The sequence below is a fragment of the Kocuria sabuli genome, assembly GCF_040981185.1.
GTDB lineage: Bacteria > Actinomycetota > Actinomycetes > Actinomycetales > Micrococcaceae > Kocuria > Kocuria sabuli.
Window position 1 is genome coordinate 239,260 of the sequence record NZ_JAVHZE010000002.1, and the last position, 20,148, is coordinate 259,407.

The 20,148-nt window shown below is 70.4% G+C and carries 13 protein-coding genes; 10 read left to right on the top strand and 3 right to left on the bottom strand.

Annotated elements, in window-relative coordinates:
• Window positions 1–15 precede the first annotated feature (15 nt).
• The 5 genes from RE027_RS03280 to RE027_RS03300 all read left to right on the top strand — a co-directional run bounded on the left by RE027_RS03280 (window position 16) and on the right by RE027_RS03300 (window position 6,640).
• The gene (locus RE027_RS03280) at window positions 16–957 is read left to right on the top strand and encodes a hypothetical protein (protein WP_368806806.1); all 942 of its coding nucleotides are present in this window, start codon (window positions 16–18) and stop codon (window positions 955–957) included.
• A gap of 129 nt (window positions 958–1,086) precedes the next feature.
• Window positions 1,087–3,999: a hypothetical protein gene (locus tag RE027_RS03285; protein WP_368806807.1), complete on the top strand. Its 2,913-nt coding sequence runs from the start codon at window positions 1,087–1,089 to the stop codon at window positions 3,997–3,999.
• Complete coding sequence (locus RE027_RS03290) at window positions 3,992–5,101, top strand: hypothetical protein (RefSeq protein ID WP_368806808.1); 1,110 nt, start codon at window positions 3,992–3,994, stop codon at window positions 5,099–5,101. The genes RE027_RS03285 and RE027_RS03290 overlap by 8 nt, the downstream gene beginning before the upstream one ends.
• Window positions 5,079–6,038, top strand: coding sequence for a hypothetical protein (locus tag RE027_RS03295; RefSeq protein WP_368806809.1), 960 nt, complete (start codon window positions 5,079–5,081; stop codon window positions 6,036–6,038). The genes RE027_RS03290 and RE027_RS03295 overlap by 23 nt, the downstream gene beginning before the upstream one ends.
• Window positions 6,038–6,640, top strand: coding sequence for a hypothetical protein (locus RE027_RS03300; RefSeq protein WP_368806810.1), 603 nt, complete (start codon window positions 6,038–6,040; stop codon window positions 6,638–6,640). Before RE027_RS03295 ends, RE027_RS03300 begins: the two co-directional genes overlap by 1 nt.
• 54 nt (window positions 6,641–6,694) lie before the next feature.
• On the opposite strand, the gene RE027_RS03305 is transcribed toward RE027_RS03300, so the two are convergent.
• Window positions 6,695–7,255 carry a hypothetical protein gene (locus tag RE027_RS03305; protein ID WP_368806811.1) on the bottom strand — a complete coding sequence of 187 codons (561 nt, stop codon included), beginning with the start codon at window positions 7,253–7,255 and terminating at the stop codon, window positions 6,695–6,697.
• A gap of 208 nt (window positions 7,256–7,463) precedes the next feature.
• On the opposite strand from RE027_RS03305, the gene RE027_RS03310 reads away from it, so the two are divergent.
• The 4 genes from RE027_RS03310 (at window position 7,464) to RE027_RS03325 (ending at window position 15,498) form a co-directional block, all read left to right on the top strand.
• Window positions 7,464–9,893 (top strand): hypothetical protein, encoded by a 2,430-nt coding sequence (locus tag RE027_RS03310; protein WP_368806812.1) that lies wholly within the window; start codon window positions 7,464–7,466, stop codon window positions 9,891–9,893.
• A 1,391-nt stretch (window positions 9,894–11,284) separates the two neighbouring features.
• On the top strand, window positions 11,285–11,857 hold the full coding sequence (locus RE027_RS03315) for a hypothetical protein (RefSeq protein WP_368806813.1): 573 nt from the start codon (window positions 11,285–11,287) through the stop codon (window positions 11,855–11,857).
• A 45-nt stretch (window positions 11,858–11,902) separates the two neighbouring features.
• On the top strand, window positions 11,903–12,778 hold the full coding sequence (locus RE027_RS03320; protein WP_368806814.1) for a hypothetical protein: 876 nt from the start codon (window positions 11,903–11,905) through the stop codon (window positions 12,776–12,778).
• A 1,070-nt stretch (window positions 12,779–13,848) separates the two neighbouring features.
• Window positions 13,849–15,498, top strand: a complete 1,650-nt coding sequence (locus RE027_RS03325; RefSeq protein ID WP_368806815.1) for a M48 family metalloprotease — start codon at window positions 13,849–13,851, stop codon at window positions 15,496–15,498.
• Between the two features lie 235 nt (window positions 15,499–15,733).
• On the opposite strand, the gene RE027_RS03330 is transcribed toward RE027_RS03325, so the two are convergent.
• Both RE027_RS03330 and RE027_RS03335 read right to left on the bottom strand, forming a co-directional pair.
• Window positions 15,734–17,455 (bottom strand): sensor histidine kinase, encoded by a 1,722-nt coding sequence (locus tag RE027_RS03330; RefSeq protein ID WP_368806816.1) that lies wholly within the window; start codon window positions 17,453–17,455, stop codon window positions 15,734–15,736.
• A 142-nt stretch (window positions 17,456–17,597) separates the two neighbouring features.
• Complete coding sequence (locus RE027_RS03335) at window positions 17,598–19,196, bottom strand: Mur ligase family protein (RefSeq protein ID WP_368806817.1); 1,599 nt, start codon at window positions 19,194–19,196, stop codon at window positions 17,598–17,600.
• Window positions 19,197–19,454: 258 nt separating this feature from the next.
• Between RE027_RS03335 and RE027_RS03340 the strand changes: the two genes are divergently transcribed.
• Complete coding sequence (locus RE027_RS03340; protein WP_368806818.1) at window positions 19,455–19,913, top strand: hypothetical protein; 459 nt, start codon at window positions 19,455–19,457, stop codon at window positions 19,911–19,913.
• The last annotated feature ends 235 nt before the right edge of the window (window positions 19,914–20,148 follow it).

Consider the following 20,148-nt stretch of genomic DNA (forward strand, 5'->3'; position numbering starts at 1 on the left):
AGAAGGGTGAAGGCAGTGGAATTCTTGCTGTACGGGGCCGACACCGGAACGGCGACGTTGTACGCGATCGAACCACGGGGCGACAAGGACGCACCCCCGTCCGTCGTGCGCGACCACCTGGACCTCGGACGCCGGTGGACCCACATCGTCAGCGGATGGTTCACCGATGACCGGATGTCGAGCCTGCTCTGCTACAACGCGAACAACGGCAGTGCCGCCTTCGTCCAGGCCGGAACCGGCGGGAGCGTCACAACCGTCCGGGAGACGGACACGTGGCGACGTGGATGGACGCACATCCTGCCCGTCTACCTGGGCAAGCGGACCCTCGACGGCATCATCTTCTACAACGCCTCCTCGGGGACCGCCCAGATCTATTCCACCGACGGCCAAGGGTACATCAGCCGGCTGTACGACTACACCTGGCGGAAGGGCTGGAGCCACATCCTCGCCGGCGAGTTCGACTACGGCGTGGCCGGCTCCGTGTCCGACCTCTTCTTCTACGGCTCCGCCTCCGGAGCGGGCCAGGCCTACAGCATCGACGGCGAAGGGGCGATCCGGAAAGTACGGGACCACTCCCTGGAACCCGGATGGACCCATCTCGTCCGGGGACAGCTCGGAGCCGCGGCCGGACACCGGATGCTCTTCTACGACTCCCGCGCAGGGCGCGGGCGGTCCTGCGGCATCACCAGCGGCAGCGGAACACTCGACACTATCGCCACCCACGGCGACATGCGCCACGGATGGACCCACGTCCTCCCCGTACCGTCCGCCTGGGCGGAGAATCTGCTCTTCTACGACGCCGCAGACGGTGGGGGCTCCCTGTTCAGGGCGACGTCGCGAGGCGAGCTGACCCGGTCCAGCGAGGACTTCCGGCTGCCCCGCAACGGCACGATCCTCGCCGCGGGCCACTTCCAGGGCCCAGGCGCCGCAGAGGTCCGCCGGGGCGGGGCAGGCTGAACGACGGGCGACCGGTCCTCCAGGCGGTTCGGGGGTTCACGGGCACGCCCCGATAACGGCACGGTAATGCTCCACGGGCTACCCCTGAGGTGAACGTCGGTGCGCAGTTGAGAAGAGAGCGGGTGACACATGGAAGAGCTGCTGCGTTTCGTGGCTATCCGGGCGGCCGAGCGTGCGGAGCCGCGGCCGGAGGGCCCGAACGTCATCGCGTTGGACACCGGATCCGATTTCCGGGAGCAGTTGCAGGCCGCAGAGCCCAACGCCCGCAAGGCCGTGGCCGAACGCTTCGCCGGCAGTGACCGGTTCGTCGCCGACCCTCGCACCGACTCGATGGCACGGGCGCTGCTCGACGCCGTCCCGGGCATCGAGAAGGCGAAGGGGTCACCTCGTCCGGCGCAGGCGGCGGGCACCGCCATCCGTGCCGCCATCCGGTCCGTGCTGCCGGAGAGCGGGCGGGAGACCTCGGGCACCACCGGGGACAATGCCACGGTCCTGGCCGGCGCCGTCGAGGCCTGGAGCGAGCTGGAGGAGCGGATCAAGGACACGTTGCTGGCCCTGTCGCTGCACCAGTCACTGGCCGACCCCAGGGCTCACCACGACGTCCTGCGCGTCATGCATCTCGCCCGGCAACTCTCCCAGCTCACCGGCGACCAGGAGCTGGACGTCGCCATCACGTTCGCCGCCGCGCTCGGGACCGATCTCCGGCTGGTTCCCCCGTCCCCGGCCGCGGACAGCGCCCATGCCCGGCCCGAGGCGGAGTCCCCGAGCGAGGGCGCCACGGCCACGCTGCGGGTCCGCACGCTCACGGAAGCGGCGGACTACCTGCTGTCCGTGCCGCGGGGATACCTCACGGAGGACGTCGCCGTCATCGAGAGGTCCTCGGTGCGCGACGAGCAGTCCGGTGAGGCGGACGACGGACGGGAGGAGACCGCGGAACAGAGCAGTGACGTCGTGCAGGGCGTCACCTTCAACCTGCAGCCGGACGTGCTGTCCGAGGCGCGACCGGAGGTCCGCGACGTCATCGCCGAGACCATCGAGCGCATCGGGCCCAACGTCGATCAGGTGGTCCGCGCGCTGAGGCTGGAGGAGCTCGACATCGTCACCGCGGCACCTCTCGTCCGCGGAGCGGCCATTGCGGGAACCGTCGCGACCGGCGCCCTGACCTCCAGCGTGCTCTCCCCGGCCGCCGCTAGAGCCGTCGACGCCCTGCTCAACCCGGGAGCCGGCCACAGGATGCCCCCCGGCCCGGACGTGATCCAGGACCTCAGCAGACCGCGCTTCGGATCGCTCGGCGTGGGGGACCTGCTCGTGGTCCGGCAACAGCTCAAGGCGTACCGGGCGCAAGACATCGCGCACATCGAGAACCTGCTCCGCGGGGAGAAGAAGGAGCGGATCCACCGCCGGAAGCGGCTGACCGAGGAGACGCTCTTCACCGAGAGTTCGACGGAGCTGGAGGAGGAGCGGGACACGCAGACCTCGGAGCGCTTCGAGCTGCGCTCGGAGGTGCAGGAGGAGGTGAAGGAAAACTTCAAGGTCGAGGCCGGGGTCAAGGTGGTCGCCCAGCTGGGCCCCTACGTCGAGCTGTCGGCCGACGCCCGGTTCGCCTACGAGCGGGCCCGGACCGAAGGCCGTAAACGGGCCACGGCCTACAGCCGGGAGGTGACCGAGAAGGCGTCGACCCGCTTCACCGAGAAGGTGCTTGAGCGCAGGGAACGCCGGCTCGTGGAGGAGATCGAGGAGACCAACACCCACGCGCTGGATGCCACGGACGCGGCGACGCATTCGTCCGGTATCTACCAGTGGGTGAGCAAGGTCTACGAGGCCCAGGTCTACAACTACGGCCTGCGGCAGATGTACGAGTTCTTCCTGCCCGAACCTGCTGCCTTCTACATCGCCACCCTCGTCCACCAGGCGGTGGCCAGCGAGGCGCCGACCCCGCCGCCGCCGTTCACCATCACGCCCAACCATCTGACGCGCAGCAACTACAAGCAGTACGCGGCGACCTACAACGCCTCCGCCGTACCTCCTCCTCCGGAGGAGTTCGTCAAGGTCTCCGAGGCCAAGGCGGGCGGCCCCCTGGACTTCGACAGCTCCGAGAACGGCAACGTGGCCGCGGGCTTCGTGGTCCAGCTGCCGGACGGATACGAGTACTTTGGCTACCGCAGCAGGTCGTCCATCACGTTCCGCGGGACCCACCACTTCACGTTCGTGGTCAGCGACGAGTTCGGCGACCCCGGGAGCGTGCCGTTCCTCGTGCAGGGGCGGAGCATCGTCAGCTGGGCGGTGTGGATCCACGTCACGGGCCGGGTCACGCCGGCCGCCATGGACGATTGGCGGCTCAAGGCCTGGGAGGCGCTGCGCGACGGTCATGCGCAGATGCAGCGCCTGTTCGAGGAGCGGCTCGCCGCCGCCGCGGTGGCCGGCGGCGTCGAGATCACCGGCCGCTCTCCCGCCGCCAACGAGCGCATCGTGCGGGAGGAGATCAGGCGGCAGTGCATGACCGCGCTGTCCAATGCCTCGCCGGCCGGCAACAACGGCGTGGGGAGCGCGGTCGGGGGCATGTCCGTGAACTGGGAACAGGCCTACCGGCGAGGGCTCTACGCCCGCTTTCTGCACCAGGCCTTCGAGTGGGAGAACGTCTCCTTCGTGTTCTACCCGTTCTTCTGGGCCCGGCTGTCACGGTGGCTCGAGCTGTTCCAGGTCGAGGACGTCGACCCGCAGTTCCAGGCCTTCCTCCAGGCGGGCTTCGCGCGCGTCGTCGTGCCCGTCCGCCCGGGCTTCGAGAACCATGTCGAGCACTATCGGCGCACCCAGGAAGTGTGGGCCGGAGGGGAACCCCCGGCCGTCGGGGATCCCGATTTCCTGTCGGTCGCGGCGGAGATCCAGGCGAACACGGGGGCACCGGGATCCGAGGAGCCCGTCGGCGAGCCGTGGGAGATCGTGCTCCCGACAGCTCTGGTCAAGGTCCGCCAGGACGACCGGCTGCCGGCATGGCACCAGGACGAGACGGGCGCGTGGGTCGAGGACGACGCCGATGGCTAGGGCCAGGTCGTTCGGCGCACTGATCGCTCTGCTCGAGCAGGCCGAGGGAAAGCTGCGCACCGCCGGCGGCATCACGGATCCCGAACAGCGCCTCCTCGCGCTGCGGGGGATCTACTACGGCACGACGTGGAGTGCCGACTTCCGCGCGGAGCGCAGTGAGGTCCGGAACGTGGGGTTCACGCTGTTCACCGGGTTCGGGCGACCCCCGGACCCGCGTCCCGTGCTGGGCGAGGCCCTCTTCAAGGATCTCCAGGAGTCCCAGGACGTCGCGGACGGCGAGCACCGCATCGACGTGGGCCACGCTCTCATCGGGGTGGAGGCCCGGACCACGTACGCGGCCCGCGAGGTCACCATCCCCCTGCAAGGAGGCACCGGCCTCGAGCTCGTCACCTGGCTCGGCGACCTCGGAGGGGGCGCCGCCAACCTGATCTGGCGCCGGTCGGCCGGTGGCGCAGCGGCACGGAAATCCGTGAACACGGTCTTCAGCGTGACCGGTTCCGACTACGGCGCCTCGATCAATCTCGAGGGGGACATGGCCGGATATCTCCTCGGCGCCGGCACGGCCGTGGCAGCACCGGCCTTCGGCAAGGGCGGGGTGACGGACCTGTTCCGGGCCTACCTGCCGGTCGACGCGGCCTCCCGGGCCCGGCACGCGCGCCGGTGCCGTGACTTCCTCACGATGCTAGGTGGCAAGGTCGAACCCGCCCCAGCGACCCGACTGACCAACCGCACCCATGTGGTGGGCAGACTGTCCGTCCGGATCAGGGACTTCGCCGTGGCCTACCTCCTCCAGCGCTACATCATGGGCCAGGGCAGGCCGTCGGAGCGGGTCCATGCGGCGTGCAAACTCCTCGACGGCACGGCCACCGAGGTGGCCACGTCCTTCGTGATGGCCCTGGAACGCGGCATCCGTGCGCCTCGGCAGTCGGTACGGGGCATGCCCCCGTGGCCGGCACCGTCGCCGCCGGCCGCCGCCTGCACGAACCGGAAACTGCGGCTGGCCGCCCGCGAGCGAGAAGCCACCGATCTCATCGACCAGACGGTGCGCGAAGGGCGTCAGCAGGCGAGTGAGTGGCTCCGTGAGCTCGAGCGCCTCTTCTGAGCCCCCTGCCCCGCCGCCGTCCGCTGGGTCCACCACCGAAGACCGCGACAGGACTTCCTCCGACTCCGCGCTGTCCGCCGCGTCGCGGTCGGTCCTGGACTGGGCGCTCATCGCTCTGCCGCCCACCACTGTGCTCAGCGCCCTGGCCTTCTGGTTCGGATACGCCCTGACGCGGTCACGAAACGATTACTACGGGCTCGACGTCAGCACCCTGGGGTTCTCCACCACGGACTACCTGCTGCGGAGCGTCGACGCCATCATTGTTCCGGCGATGGTGCTCGCCATCGTGTCCCTCGTCCTCATCGGCGTGCACTGCCTGATCCGTCCGGTGATCTACGCACAGCCGCGCGCCCGACCGCTGAGGGCTGGGCTGCTCCTCCTGGTCGTCGCCGGTGTGGCGGCCACAGGGCTGGGGGTCCGTGGGGCGTTCGTGCCGTTGTTCGGTGACGCCTATCTGGCCTCACCTGCCGTGCTGGGCGCCGGAAGCCTGTGCGCGGCCTATGGAATCCGCATGCTGCACACCATCCGTCGTCGTCCTGACCGCACTGCGGAGAAAGCGCCCCGCCCGGTGAGTCTGACGCTCGTCCAAGTGTGCTTCGCCGTGCTCGTCGTGGTGGCCCTGTTCTGGGGCGCCACGCGCTATGCGGATGCGCTGGGCCGAAGCCGGGCGATGGCCGTCGAGAAGAACCTGACCAGCAGGCCTGCGGTGACCCTCTACAGCAGGACCGCCCTCGGTCTGGCACCCCCCGTCCGGGAGGTCCGGACGGACGAAACAGCCTCGGAGTACGGATTCCGGTACACGAATCTGCGCCTGCTGATCCGCTCCAACGGGAAGTACTTCCTGTTCCCGGAGCAGTGGACGCACCAGAAGGGAAGCATCATTCTCATCGAGGACGATGCGAGCATCCGCGTCGAGTTCCAGCCCGGAGAGAACTGATGAAGAAGAACAACCTGCGAGCCGCAGGCCTGTGTGCGCTCGTGCTGGCCGCACCGGTCGTCTCCTGCGGCAACAACGGCGGTCCTGACCCGCAGGAGACCACTGGAGGCAGCGCCTCCAACCGGCCGTCGGGGCCGGATTCCCGGCCCGTTGCCGTGAACGCCCTGGAACTGATCCCGTTCCCGTCCGCGGAGGGGCCCTCGAACCACGACGGGACGTTCGGGCCCAGCGACTACGAGAGTCAGATCGGGTTCAGGAACACCTCGGACACCGATCTCACCATCGGATCCGTCCGGGTGGTCAACGCCACTGACCCAGCCTTCTTCCTGCAGAAGGACGAGTGCACGGGGCGCACGATCCAGCCGGACCCCACGCCCGCCGATCCGTGGTCCCCGTCCGTCTGCATCGTGTGGGTGGGCTTCGACCCGCCCGGCCCCGGCACGTACCACGGCCAGCTCGTGCTGGACATGCCGGGCAACAACAGTTACCAGGTCATGGACCTGACGGGGGTCCGGACCGCGCTCCCCTCGCCGCCCTCCCCGTCCACGGACACCGGCTCGTCGCTGCCGCACGCCTCTGCCGAGCCGTCCGCGGGCACATGAACCCCCTGCGTTCTGTCCACCGGTGCCCCGGACTACCGGTGGCCCGGACCGGAGCTACTCCTCCGTGGGCTCGGCCGGCTGTCGCAGGCCGATGATCTCGTCGGTGGCGTCGATGAGCGCGGGCGCCTCGCAGACCACGGACAGGACCCGCGCGTATTCCACCAGCAGTTCCCGGAGGGCGTTGAGCTCGGTCCTGAGCTGGGCGGCGTGCTCCCAGGACCGCTCGTGCGCGGCCACGGACGTGCCCGGGGCACGTCGACTCTCCCACTGCTGGAGCTCCGGGTGCCATCGCGCCAGCACGGGGCGCACGGCGGCGTTGAGGATCCACACGGCGAGGTAGCCGAACCGGTACTGGCCGTTGTTCTCGGGAGGTCGCGCGACGCCGGGCCCGTACTTTCGCAGCACCTCCCGGGTCGTCCCGAACAGGCTGTGCAGCGAGCCCAGGGCCTCCCGGAGGATCCCCTCCTGCGGACTCAGCGGGACCACGGCGATCCTGGTGACGAGCTCGACGTAGAGCTCCCAGGCCGCGTCCCGCTCCGCCTGGTCCGGCACCCATGTGCCGGAGAGCCTGGCGGGCCCCCAACCCAGCTGGACCCCGACTTCCTTGACTGGCATTCCGAGCCTCCGAGTCCTGAGAGTCGGCGGGCGTGCGGGTGAGGTGCCGCACGACCGGCGCACGCCCGCCCGGTGTGGCCCACAGCCTAGTCCAGCAGCGGTCCGGCCGTCTCGGTAACAGAGGCGGGACAGCGGGCGGCGGCACGGACGCCGTGGAAGACTGGGCAGCACCGACAGGTCACCGTGATCCGCACCCCGTGAGGTCCGCATGTCCGCCGACGCGAGCGCCCTGCACCACGACGTGTTCATCTCCTACGCCACGGTGGCCACCGGCCACCTCGGCGCGGCACTCGAGCACGGTCTGGCGACCTTCGGCAAGAGCTGGGACGCGCCCCTCGCCATGGACGTCTTCCGGGACGTCTCGGACCAGCCGACGACCCCCGACCTGGCCGCGCAACTGCAACACCATTTGGACGCCGCCGACTGGCTGATCCACCTCGCCTCACCAGCGGCGGCGGCATCTCCGTGGGTGCGGGAGGAGCTCCGGCACTGGCTGCGCACCCGCGGCACCGACCGGCTGCTGCTCGGCATCGCGGACGGGGAGATCGTCTGGGACCTGGACCGCGGACGCTTCGACCCCGCTGCCACCACCTGCCTGGCGCCGGAGCTGCTGGCCCTGCCCGCCCTGCCGAAGTGGGTGGACTTCCGGGGAGCCGATGCCCACGCGCTGGACGCCACCGACGAGTGGTTCGTGGACAAGGTTGCGGACTTCTCGGCCACCGTCCGGGGCATCCCCAAGGACCAGCTCTCCAGCACGCACTGGCGGGAGCACCGCAAGGGCCTGGCGCGGCGGACGGCCCAGCACGCCGAGATGCTCTTCGAATCCGATGTCGGCCGGTCCCTGCTGTTCGCGGCTGTAGCCTCCGAGCTGGACGACGTCCCGGAGACCCGGAGCACCCTGTCGAGGGTGGTCGAGGCGTCGTCCGGCATGTCGGGGATCGCCGGCCCCCACGGACGGGTCTCGAGCGTGGCCCACGGCTCCGATGCCGCCACCGTTGTCCTGGGACACGAGGACGGCGCCCTCGGCATTCTCACCGTCGACGACCCGGCCCGCTGCGTCGAGGCCGGCATCCCGCGCCCGGGCCACGCACCCACCGCGCTGGCCGCACATCCGGCCGGACTGACCGTCGGCTACGAGGACGGGGTGGCCGGGTGCGTGGTGCAGGGCGAGGTGCGGCTGGTCCGTGCCCTGAACCAGCCTGTGACGATGGTGCACCCCGATCCGGAGCTCCCCCGGGTCGCGTGCGCGGCCCGGGGCACGGTGGTCGTCTGGGACGTCGAGGCGAACACGCTGACCCGCGTGCCCGACCGGTTGACCGCCGTCCACGGTCTGCGATGGCAGGACGGGCTGCTGCACATCTGCGACTGGGGTGAGATCCGGGCGTTCGACCCGGCCGACGGCCGGCTGGAGGACGTGCACCCCGTGCCCTTCCTGCCCCGCCCCGGTCCGCGAGCGCTGACCCCGGGGATGGACGTCATCGCCGTGGCGCAGCTCGACGGCGGCGGGGTCACCGTGACCTCCCTGCCGGAGACGGCCTTCGCCGACGTCGGCTGCGTGCAGGCGCCGCCCGGGTTCATGGACGCGCTCGCCCTGGACGCCCGTGGGGAGCACGTGGCGGTCGCCACGGGCGGGGAGCTGCTGGTGTGGTCCCTGGCCCACCCCGGGGAACCGGTGCTGCACCAGTACGGGCTGCCGGCCGAGATGCGAGGGCTGCTGCTGGGCGAGAACGGGGCCTGGGTCCTGTGCTGGGGCGCCGACCGGTGCGAGCTGCGCACGAACGCGCCGTCCACGCTGTGCCACCGGATTCCTCTGGGCCCGGCGGCCGTGCCCTCCGTGGTGCAGTCGAACATCTCCGTGGCCTTCTCCCCGGACGGCCAGGAGGTCGCCTGGGTGAGCAATCCCGTGGGGCGCGAGCTCGACCCTGGGGCCCCGCCGAGCCTGTCCACGTGGCACCTCGGACGCAGGGAACTCGGAGCGCACCGGGATGTCGCCCACGACCTGCCGAGCCGGCTGTCCTTCCTCGACGGCGACCGGGTGCGCCTGCAGCTGCAGGACGGCGACTGGCGCACGTGGCACCTGCGGACGAACGAGCTGGGCCCCGGTGACCCCCCGGCCCCGGCGCGCCGGACCCTGCACCGGAACACGGCCTCCGTCCGGGTGCTGGAGGCGGGCACCGTGATCGACGAGGTCACCTGGCCACCCACGGGAGTTCCCCGAATCCACCTCTCGCCCTCCGGCACCCGGCTGGTGCTGGCCTTCGCCTCGGGCCGGCTGCTGGTCCGGGACGTCGAGTCGCGGACGGAGCTGTGGACCGTGCTCACGGCCGCCCTGGCGGCGGTCGCGTGCTCGCACGACGACGGGCTGGTGGCCGGCGTCACCTCCAGCGGCCGCCTGATGCTGCTCGAGGGCTCGAGCGGACAGGTCACGGCGAGTCTGCGTGTGCATTCCTCTCCGGTGCAGCATGTGGTCTTCGGCCCGGCGGACCAGGTTCTGGCCTGCGGTGGGATCGGTGGTCTGCTCACGCTGGTCGACACCGATCCGCGGGCGTGGCGGGGGACGGCGCGAAGCCGGGCCGGCCGTGAGCTGACGCCGGCCGAGGCGCAGCTGCTGGGTCTCGAACAGGTGTTCCTGCCGTGAGAACGAGTGGCGTGCCGCCCGTGCGCGGGGCAGCCCTCCGCGGTGGGTCGCTGTGCACGGCCTACAGCTTTTTCGTCCTGGTCGCCGCGACGGGCCGGCCCACCACCCGGCCGTTGTCGGGCCCCGCCCGGCCTGGGAACGTTTGGTCTATCTGACCTTGACCGCCCTGGTCGTTCTGAGCCTGTTCAGGGGCACCACCCTGTATGCCCGGGCCGAGGGACGGAAGCGGACCGAGTACGTCGCAGAACACCATGCCGGATGCCCGGTACCGGTACAAGTACTCGGGCCTGAACCTCCTGATCGGTTCCTTGGCCAGCTGCGCCCCCACACCGACGGAGAGCGCGCAGGAGGAAGGATCACCTACCGCCACGCCCGCGACGTCGACTGTGCCCAGCGATGATATCGAGGAGACCCGACGTGAGCTGTCGGGAGACGGTGCGATCAGCATCGATGCGTAGTGGCAGTCACTGGGCAACGGCGGAGGTTCCCCCGGGCACGACGAGACGGCGGCGGTGACAACGGCTGCGGTGCCACACTCGGCTACTGCCAGCACTACGCCACCACCGAGTTCGCACTCGACCTGACGGCCGCGGACGCCACCGACAGCGTGGCCTTGCAGGCAGAGTCGGCCACTCCGAGGAGGGCGGGCAACAACGGGTCCGGTGATGAGGGGACAGCTACATAGTGGTGACAACTCGGCAGTAGTGAACTTCGGCGGAGGATACTGAGGTGTGACGCTGTGATTCAAGATGCGGCCTCGCACTATTGGACTGGAAGTTTCCCAGAACGCTGGTGACGTTATGTTCCCTCATCGTTCCGCGCCAGGTTGTGCTCTCTTGATTGCCGGTGCCTTGGTCTTGCTCCCGGCGTGCGGTGGACGCAATTCGGATGGTGGTGACCCCACGGGCGAGCCGTCGCCCACCGTTTCATCGACGGCAGCAACGGAACGTTCTGGAATTCCGACCGGTGGGTCCGGTGAGGCCAGAGGGTCCGGTGACGCCAGAGGGTCCGGTGGCGCCGACGGCGGATCCGGCGGAGGCGGCAGCGGACAAGCCGGCGGCTCCGGCGGCGGAGGCGGCGGAACCGGCGGCGGCGGAACCGGCGGCGGCGGAACCGGCGGCGGAACCGGCGGCGGCGGCGGCGGAACCGGCGGCGGCGGCGGCGGAACCGGCGGCGGCGGCGGCGGAACCGGCGGCGGAGGCGGCGGAACCGGCGGCGGAGGCGGCGGAACCGGCGGCGGAGGCGGCGGAACCGGCGGCGGTGGGTCTGCTGGTGGAGTGGCACCCGATCCACAGGCTCTAGTGCTCCCGTGGTTGCCGATCGGGCCCGTGGGTCCGGGGGAGCCGGAGTGGTACGTTGCTTTGCGCGCTCGGAACTGCGAGGAAAATGCTTTGACGGGTTCGAACGTGCAGCAGGCAGCGTCGTGGCTGTGCCAGGCGGCCACGGGGGGCAATGACCCGGTGTTGTGGGCCGAGGGCGAGCAGGCACTGCGTGACAGCGATGTGGACCAGTCCTCCTGCCATGACGCAGCGGCAGTCGCGGCGTTGGAACGATTGGTGGAATTCCACCGACTGTATCCCCAGTCGAAGCCGATGCTCGTCGATGCGCCGGGAACAGCTTGCCCGCTGACCCTCACGGGACTGTCGACGATGCCCGGCGGGGATTTCGGCGACTTCTCGCTGAACGTTCCGGCCTGTGGAGGGACACCGGTGTATCTGCGCGGCAGAGTTCAGGACGCGGCGCTGCCTCCGGGCAGTGTCCGGTCCGTGACGGTTGGCGGGATTCCGGTGCCGGTCCAGTGGGAGGGAGGGCCGCACTTCATCGCGCCCCCACTAGCGGGGCCGGGACCAGCCGTCGTGGCGCTCGCGCAGGCGGATTATCCGATCGAGCAGTCGCAGTTCGAGGATCCGCCTCAGCTGGCGTACGCCCCCGCTACGGGTCCCTGTCCTGGCGCTGGCCTGTAGCCAGCCGGTTGCCTGAAACAGCGGCCAGGACTGAAGGAGGCGGGTGTGGCGGGCAGTGAGCAACCACCGCGCTCGGTATGGTCGAACGTCGTCGAGATCGCCTCCGTGCTCGGGCCTCCCGCTACCGTGGTCACCGCCTTGGTGATCTACTTCGGTTGGGCCAGGGCCGAGGCGCAGGCCCGTTATATGAGTCTGCACGTCAATCTCTTCGAATACACCCCTCGCGACTTCGCCTTGCTGAGCATCAGTGCTTTGTATGTGCCGCTGCTCTGCCTGACAGCGGTCGCGCTGCTGTGGGTTTGGTTGGACCGGGCGCTCAGAGCACGCATTGATCGGAGTGCGACGGGCGCACTGATGAAAGCGCTGCCCCGGGTGGGGCTGGCCGGGGCCGGGGTGCTCACTGCCCTCATGCTCATCCTGATTTTCGTGGAGGCCCCGTACAGTCAGCTCTACGCTCCGTACCTCATTGCTCTGGCAGTGCTGATCGGTGCTTGGAGCATAAGGATCCAGCGGTACGCACGCACCGATGCTCTTGAACGGACTGTGGAGCAGCGAGCCGTGGAGATGACCCTGGTGCTGGCCCTGGTGACGTTGTTGATGTTCTGGGGGACCACGACCTTCGCCGCCGCGAGAGGCCGGGGACAGGCCGAAATGCTAGAGCGCAGCTTGCCCTGGACTCCTGCCGTGCAGATCTACAGTCGGCAAGATCTGGGCATCACCGTCCAAGGGGTCACGGTGCACCGCCTCGGGACGGAGGCAGACCCCTTGTACCGCTACGACGGGTTACGGCTGCTCTCCGTCAGCGGAGGCCGCTACTTCTTCCTCCATGACGGCTGGACCCTCGAGCAGGGAACCGTAGTGGTCCTACCTGACGACGACACACTGCGCCTGCAGTACCAACGCCGAACCAGCCCCGAGTAGCAGCGCACGCCCATGCTTCGGGCGGTGATGGAGGCCGCCGCCCCGAGGGCCCGGTGAGCGGCCCTGGATGGACAGCCAACGTCCACGACAGATGTCCTTGGTGGGCCCGCGACTGCCGTTGCCTCCGAGGTCGCCCCGTGAGAAAAGCGTCTCCACCGTCGGCTGCGGGTCGTCCAGTAGAGAGATGATGTACGTCTTGCAGGCCATGGGGGCGATCGCGAAAGTTGCGGAGAACGCTTCCTCACTGTCTGTGACCACTCCCTGGGGCGGGCCCTCCTAGTCGTTCAGGATGAACTGCGTGGCCGGTGGGAACCCGGCGCCGGACACCTCGTAGACGTCCCCAGGCGAGCTGGTGGGACCCACTACCGGGCTCGGAGGCGGGAACCGGGATGGTCGCCTGTGGGACAGTCGGAGGTTCCGGGGTGTCAGTCCCGGATATGGAGGCCGCGATGGGGGCGATGATGGTGGCAGCGGCGCCGATCAGTGCGACGGCGATCGCGCGGTCCATGGGAACGCCGACGCCGGAACCACAGGCATGCACGACGTTGTCCACGAAGGCTCCGTGTAGGCGCGGGCGACGGCGCCGTAGAAGTTGTCACCACTCGTGATCTTGTCCGGCACGGTGAAGGTGCAGGAGGCCATGGCTGCATTCCTGTCGGTGAGCGTCGGCGGACGAGGGCGCGGTGTTTTCAGCCGGACGGCGGATACGACCTGATCACCGCCCTCCCGCAACGCGTCGGATGCCCATGCTTCGCCTCCTCGGAGATGTCGCCGGACGAGATCCATCAACGAGGGCAGGGCCTTGGTGACCAGTACGTCCGCCTCCGCGCCGCCATGGTGGGCGCTTCACGGCCCTGCTCGGTCTGGGTATAGGCCGTTCTTCCCCGGTGCGCGTCACTGCGGCGTCACTGCGGCGTTCCTGCTCCGCCCCCCAGGTATGGCCCGGGCGCGGCCCCTGGGGACGATGCGGAGCCCCCGCGCCGAAACAGCCGCCGTGGGGCCGATGACGCCGGAGTAACGCCGGCTGTGGATCCTGCGAAGGAGAACGCTGGTGCAGCCGAGGACGTGTGATGATCGTGGAAACTACGGACAACGTCGATCCGCGCACACCCCCCGGGAAGCCGCGGACGGAATTCCCGGACCCGCTGGACATCCGCGGGCTCCGGCACCCGCAGGAGTACACCCGCCTGGCGGTGGCGCTGACCGCCACCGTTGTCGTGCTCGCCGCTGCGGTGCTGTTCGTGGTCATCGCCCTGCCAGAGTCCGCCTTCCTGCTCCTGTGGCCCTACGTTCTCTTCGTGGCTGCGCTGGCCGCGTTTCTCTGGCTCTGGTCGGCGGTCCACCGGGCGCGGCTGCTCGGCAACTCCGTTCGCGTTACCCGGGACACCCTTCCCCAATTAAACTCGGTGATCGAGCACGTGCGGGCACGGCTGGACTACCGGGGGCGGATCGACTTCTACGTCTCGCAGCAACCCACCTCGCCTATCGCCCTGTGGAACTTCATGGGTACGCGCATCGTCGTGCTCGAAGGCAGCCTGGTCGCCGATCTGCAGGAGGAGAAGAACAGGCCGCAGCTGCAGTTCCTTCTGGGCTCGCTCCTCGGGACCCTCAAATCGCGTCACCAGCGGTTCACCATGGTCCTGGGGCTCCTCGAGTTCCAGAAGAACCTCAAGTTCCTCAATCTGTTCCTGTCCCCGTACTTCAGAGCCACCGTGTATTCCGGTGATCAGATCGGCGCCGTGTGCTGCAACGACATTCGTTCCACTGTTGCTCTGATGAATCGGCTCCTGGTCGGCCCGGAGCTGGCGCCCAGCGTGGCCGCGCGCGGAGTCCTGGCTCAAGCTGCTCGCGTGAATGTCGGGTGGCTGCCCCGGCTCATGCAGATGTTCATGAGCACACCGCACCTGACCAACCGATATCTGAACCTCATGGCGTTCATCGCCGTGACCTATCCGGACGACACGAGGGCCTATCTCGACTCGTTGGATCCTCCCACCAGAGAACGCCTGACGATGTCGATCGAGAACTCCCCGCACCACCGAGGGCGGGAAGCGAACGATGAACGACGTCCCCTCGTCGTGGCGGCGCTCGTCGCCGCCGTGGCCCTCTCCCTGGTCGTTGCTGGGGCCACGCAGGTCCGACAGGTGCTCCTGGCCTCGCCCCTCGAGGGCCCCCCGTCCCCAGAACCGCAGTTCGAACCGGAGCCGCTACCTGAGCCCGAACCGGTGCCCGCACCCGAACCCGAGCCCGAACCCGAGCCCGAACCCGAGCCCGAACCCAATCTGGAGACGTCCACGGCGGCGGACGTACTGTTGGCCGCCGTGCCCGAGGAGTTCCGGTCCACGTGTGCCGAGGTCACGCTGCCTCCGGAGTGGTCGGTGGGAGCCGTAGTGGCCGTCGACTGCTCCCCGGAGACCCTGGAGCTAGTGACCTACATCAGCTACGAGTCCCTGACCGACATGGACATCGCGTACCGGACCACCGTTCCCGCGGATCTGCCGAGCGGGGACTGCAGTACAGGTGCGGCCACCACACCCTACGACTCGTCCAGCACGGTCGGTGCCGGCACGCTGGCGTGCTTTCCCACGGACGATGGCCGCACCATGTTCATGTGGACGTCCGACCAGCAGATCTTGAGTGTGGCAACGGACAGTGTGCTCACCTACGCGGAGTTGCAGACCGCCTGGGGGTCGCTGGGGCCGGTGGCTTCTTCGTGGTGACCGCGATCCTGGCCGATGGGTGGGTCCCGGTGTCGCCGTGGAGGACGTCCGGGCCGCCTGCCAGGACGGCGTGACCGGGTCCGCCGCGCCGGCATCCGAGGCCGAGGGGAGTCGTGGCGACCGAAGCGCACTCCGGCCCGCCTGAGAGCCACGAAAGGCTGCCGAAGAACGCGTGGAAACCGGTGGCGGGACGGGACACGGGGACACCACGGGGAGTTCGACGACGGAACAGCTGCTACTTCACCGTAGCCCCACCGGAGGCGCCGGCCCCACCCTCGAGAGTCCGTGTATGGGCACCGTCGGCGGCCGGAACCGCCTCGCCCGGTGCGGCAACCATCAGCGGCAGCGTCAGCGTGAACACGGTGCCCTCCCCCAGGGAGCTGTGGCAGCTCAGGGTGCCGCCGTGCTGCTCCACGATCACCTGGCTCAGCGCGAGCCCGATGCCCAGGCCCGGGGTGGTGGACATCCGGGCGGTGGGGCCGCGGTAGAACTTCTCGAACACCCGGCGGACCCCGTCCGGGGACATGCCGTGGCCGTGGTCGATGACCTGCACCTGGGCGGAGTCGCCCGTCTGCGTGCCCACCACGAACACGGTGCTGTCGGCGGACGAGTACTTGATGGCGTTGGAGATGAGGTTGTCGAGCACCTGGCGCAGGCGCACGGGATCACCGTCGACCACCAGGGTGTCCGACGCCCAGGCCTTGAGGGTGATGCCGGCGTGCTCGGCGTGGGGCTGGGCGGCCTCGGTGGCCTGCTCGAGCAGCGCCACGAGGTCCGCCGGGACCACGTGCAGATCGGCGGCGTCCCGGTGGGCGTTGAGGAGGTCGTCGACCAGGCTCAGCAGCTGGTCGGCGTTGCGCTCGATCACCTCAAGACCGGCCTGCGCGGTGTCGGGCAGCCGGTCGTCCATGGCCAGCAGCTCGGTGTAGCCGCGGATGGAGGTCAGCGGGGTACGCAGCTCGTGGGAGATCCCGGCCACGAAGTCGTCCTGGGCCTGCAGGGCGTCCACGAGCTTAGTGACGTCGCTGAAGGACAGCACGGACCCCTCGGCCCGGCCGTGCTCGTCCCGCATGACGCGTGCCGTCACGGACAGCACCTGCCGGGCGGGAGGCTCGCCGACGCGCACCAGGTCCGCGGAGAAGGACTCGCCGGCCACCGCCCGGGCGATGGGCGAGGCCTCGGGCGGCACCGGGGCGCCGGCCCCGTCGTACAGCACCGGGTCCGGCGCGGAGGACGCCGCGTGCCCCAGTCGCCGCTGGGCGTGGGCGTGCAGCTGCCCGTTGTTGGTGAGCAGGGGGCGGCCGGTCTCGTCCAGGGCCAGCACGCCCACGTCCACCGAGTCCAGCACGGTGCTGAGCAGCCGTTCCCGGCGGGCGCCGGCGGCCAGCAGCCGGCGCAGCTGCGCGTCCTTGGCCTCGGCGCTGTTGGTCAGGATCTGGGCCATGGTGCCGATAGCGAGCATCATCACAGGGATCAGCAGCGGGCTGCTGAGGGCGGAGGCGGTGACCGGCCCGGGGCGGAGCAGCACCGGCATCCACAGCATCGCCACGGTCAGCAGCGCTCCCAGCGGGACGGCGGCCCGGGGCAGCTGGGCCGAGGCCACCAGCCAGAGCACCGGGATGGCCGCCAGGAACGGCACCCCCAGCACGTGCGGGAACAGGCCCTCGAACAGGAGCCCGATGGGCACGAAGTCCAGCACCGGGATCACCAGGTACGACCGGTCGGGCAGACGGTCCCACGGCACCAGGGCGCAGGCCATGGTGAGGGCCACGGTGAGACCCCCGGCCCCCAGCACCAGGGGGTCCGCCAGCAACGGTGCCTGGAAGACCGCCAGGACCAGGAACAGCAGGACTGTGGTGACGGCCTGTGGCATCTGGCTGACCACCACCCGCCCGCGCAGGGACAGGTCGTGGAACTGCCACGGGGCCAGAGGGGGACGAGCAACGAGGGTGTCCACGGCAGGGCTCTTCCGACGGCGGGGGTACCGCCTCGAGGACAGAGGTGGCATTCGCAAATGCTAGCGCGCTCGGGTCAGCTCCTTGGCCGTGCGCCGGCCCCGGCCGAGCCGCCCCGGTGCCACCGGAGCCGCACCGGGGTCGTCAGGGCCGGGTGCGGGACGCGCTCCGGGCGCACGAGATCGCGGCCGCTGCCGCGAGGACCTCGTCGCGGTCCACGAACGGGACGCGACCCCCCGGAGGGCCGATCTCCATCCACTGCTCGTGGCCCTTGCCGTAGAGCGCCACCGTGCCGTCCGCGCCGGCCGCCTCCAGGGCGAACCGGATGGCCGCTCGCCGCGTGGGCAGCTCGACGACCTCGGGCACGGACAGGCCCGCCGACCGGCGCGCCGCCACGGCCCCGCGCACGCCCCGCAGCACCGCCGAGCGGATGGCCGCCGGGTCCTCCGTGCGGGGGTTGTCGTCGGTGACCAGGACCACGTCGGCGCCGGACTGCACGGCCGCCGCTCCGGCGGGCTCCCGCTTCGTGGGGTCGCGGTCCCCGCCGGAACTGGCGGTCACCACGAGCCGTCCCGGCGTGCGCGCCCGCAGCGCGGCCGCCGAGGAGGCGAGCGCGTCCGGGGTGTGGGCGAAGTCGACGACGACGCAGGGCCAGCCCGGCCCGAGCTCGACGTGCTCCATCCGGCCCGGCACGCTCACCGGCCCGGCGAGAGCGGCCGTGGCCTCGGCGGGTGGCACCCCGAGCTCGAGCAGCATCAGCGCGGCCACCGCGGTGTTGGTCCGGTTGTGCTCTCCGGGCAGCGGCGCCCGCAGCTCGAGCTCACCGGCCGGGCCGCGGAGGCGGAAGGTGTCGTGGCCCCGCTCCCCCACGACGTGCCAGGACGCGTCCGTCCCGGGGTGGTTGGCCAGGCTCAGTACGGACACACCCCGGCGGCCGGCCAGGTCCCGCAGCCGGCGGCCGCCGTCGTCGTCGACGACCACCACCGCCCGGGACGTGAGCTCGGGGCTGAACAGGCGGGCCTTGGCGGCGAAGTAGGACGCCATGTCCCCGTGGTAGTCCAGGTGCTCGTGGGACAGGTTCGTGAAGGCGGCCACGTCGTAGCGGACGCCGTCCACCCGGTGCTGGTCCAGGGCGTGGCTGCTGACCTCCATGACGCACGCGTCGTCGCCCGCGTCCCGCATCCGCGCCAGCAGCTCCTGCAGTCGCGGAGCCCCCGGGGTGGTGACGGCGCTGGGCTCGCGCCGCCCGCCCACCACGGTCTCCGGGGTGCTCACCAGTCCGGGACGGCGGCCCAGGCGGCGCAGGGCCGCCTCGAGCAGGTAGGCGGTGGTGGTCTTCCCGTTGGTGCCCGTCACGCCGAGCATCGTCAGATCCCGCGCCGGGTCGCCCTGCAGCAGAGCGGCCACCGGACCCAGGACGGCCCGCGGGTCCTCGACGACGACCACCGGCACCCCGATCCCCCGGCCCAGGGCTCGCGCACCCCGGCTGTCGGTGAGGACCCCGACCGCACCGGCGCGGACCGCCGCCGCGGCGTGCTCGACGCCATGGCCGCGGCCGCCCTGCTGGGCGACGAAGAGGTCGCCGGGGCCGGCCTCCCGGTGGTCCTCGACGGCCCGGCGGACCACAGGACCGCCGGACGGATCACCCGGGACGAGGGCTCCCCCGACCTCGTGCGCCAGATCGGCGAGGAGCGCGGGCCGGGCCGCCGACCGCTCGTCCCGCGGGGCATCAGCAGAGTTCACCGTCCCAGCGTATCCGCGTCCGGAAGAACGTCAGCATACGTATGAATAGGCACACTCCCGTCCGGACACCCAGCGCCTCCTGGACGAAGGTCCACACCGAACCACTCTCCGCATAGGGAGTCAGCGGTGACAATAGACTTTTGTCCTGTCCCGAGGGGACCATGTGGGGACAGGAACGACCTCCCACATGCATAGTCATCCGGATACGCTCGGAGCAACCCGAAAATCCGTACCCCTCGACGGACAAGCGAGAATCCGATGACCTCCTCCTCCCTCTTCACCGACGCCCAGCGCTACCTGCGCTCCGGCTCCCCCGCCGGCCTCACCGTCACCCGGTTCGAGATCGTCGACGACGTCGCCGAGCTCACCGTCGCCTTCACCCCGGAGGCCCTGGAGCGCGTGCTGCGCTCGCAGCTCGAGACCGTGGGCACCCCCAGCGACTGGGATCGCCCCAACGCCTGCACCGAGGCCGGCACCCCCACCTGGGCCTACGCCCTGGAGCTGTCCCGCGTGTTCAACGAGCACTACTTCAGCCACCTGCTGCTCGAGCGCCACGAGGCCGGCCTCGAGGCCGTCCTCGCCGCCCACGGCCACGAGGGCACCCCCGTGGTCGCCAAGCCCGACTACACCCCGGCGTCCCTGCTCCCGACCCTGCGCCGGCTCAAGGCCACCGGCCTGAGCCGCTCAGAGGACCACTGGGCGGCGCACGCCGCCTGACCGGCCGGGGCGCCAGGCGAGGCCACCCGGCGACGACGACGAAGAGCACCGCTGCGCCTCTGCGCAGCGGTGCTCTTTCCTCCGTGGCGGGCGATCCTGCGGTCGACGGTCCTGAAAACCCGTACCCCGGCCTCCTGCCGGGCCTGCAGCCGGCGCCAGCAGTGACCCCGGGCCCGGGGCCCAACTCGGCGGTCAGCCCCTTCCCGGCGGCGCCGTTCTCGACCACGAACACGAT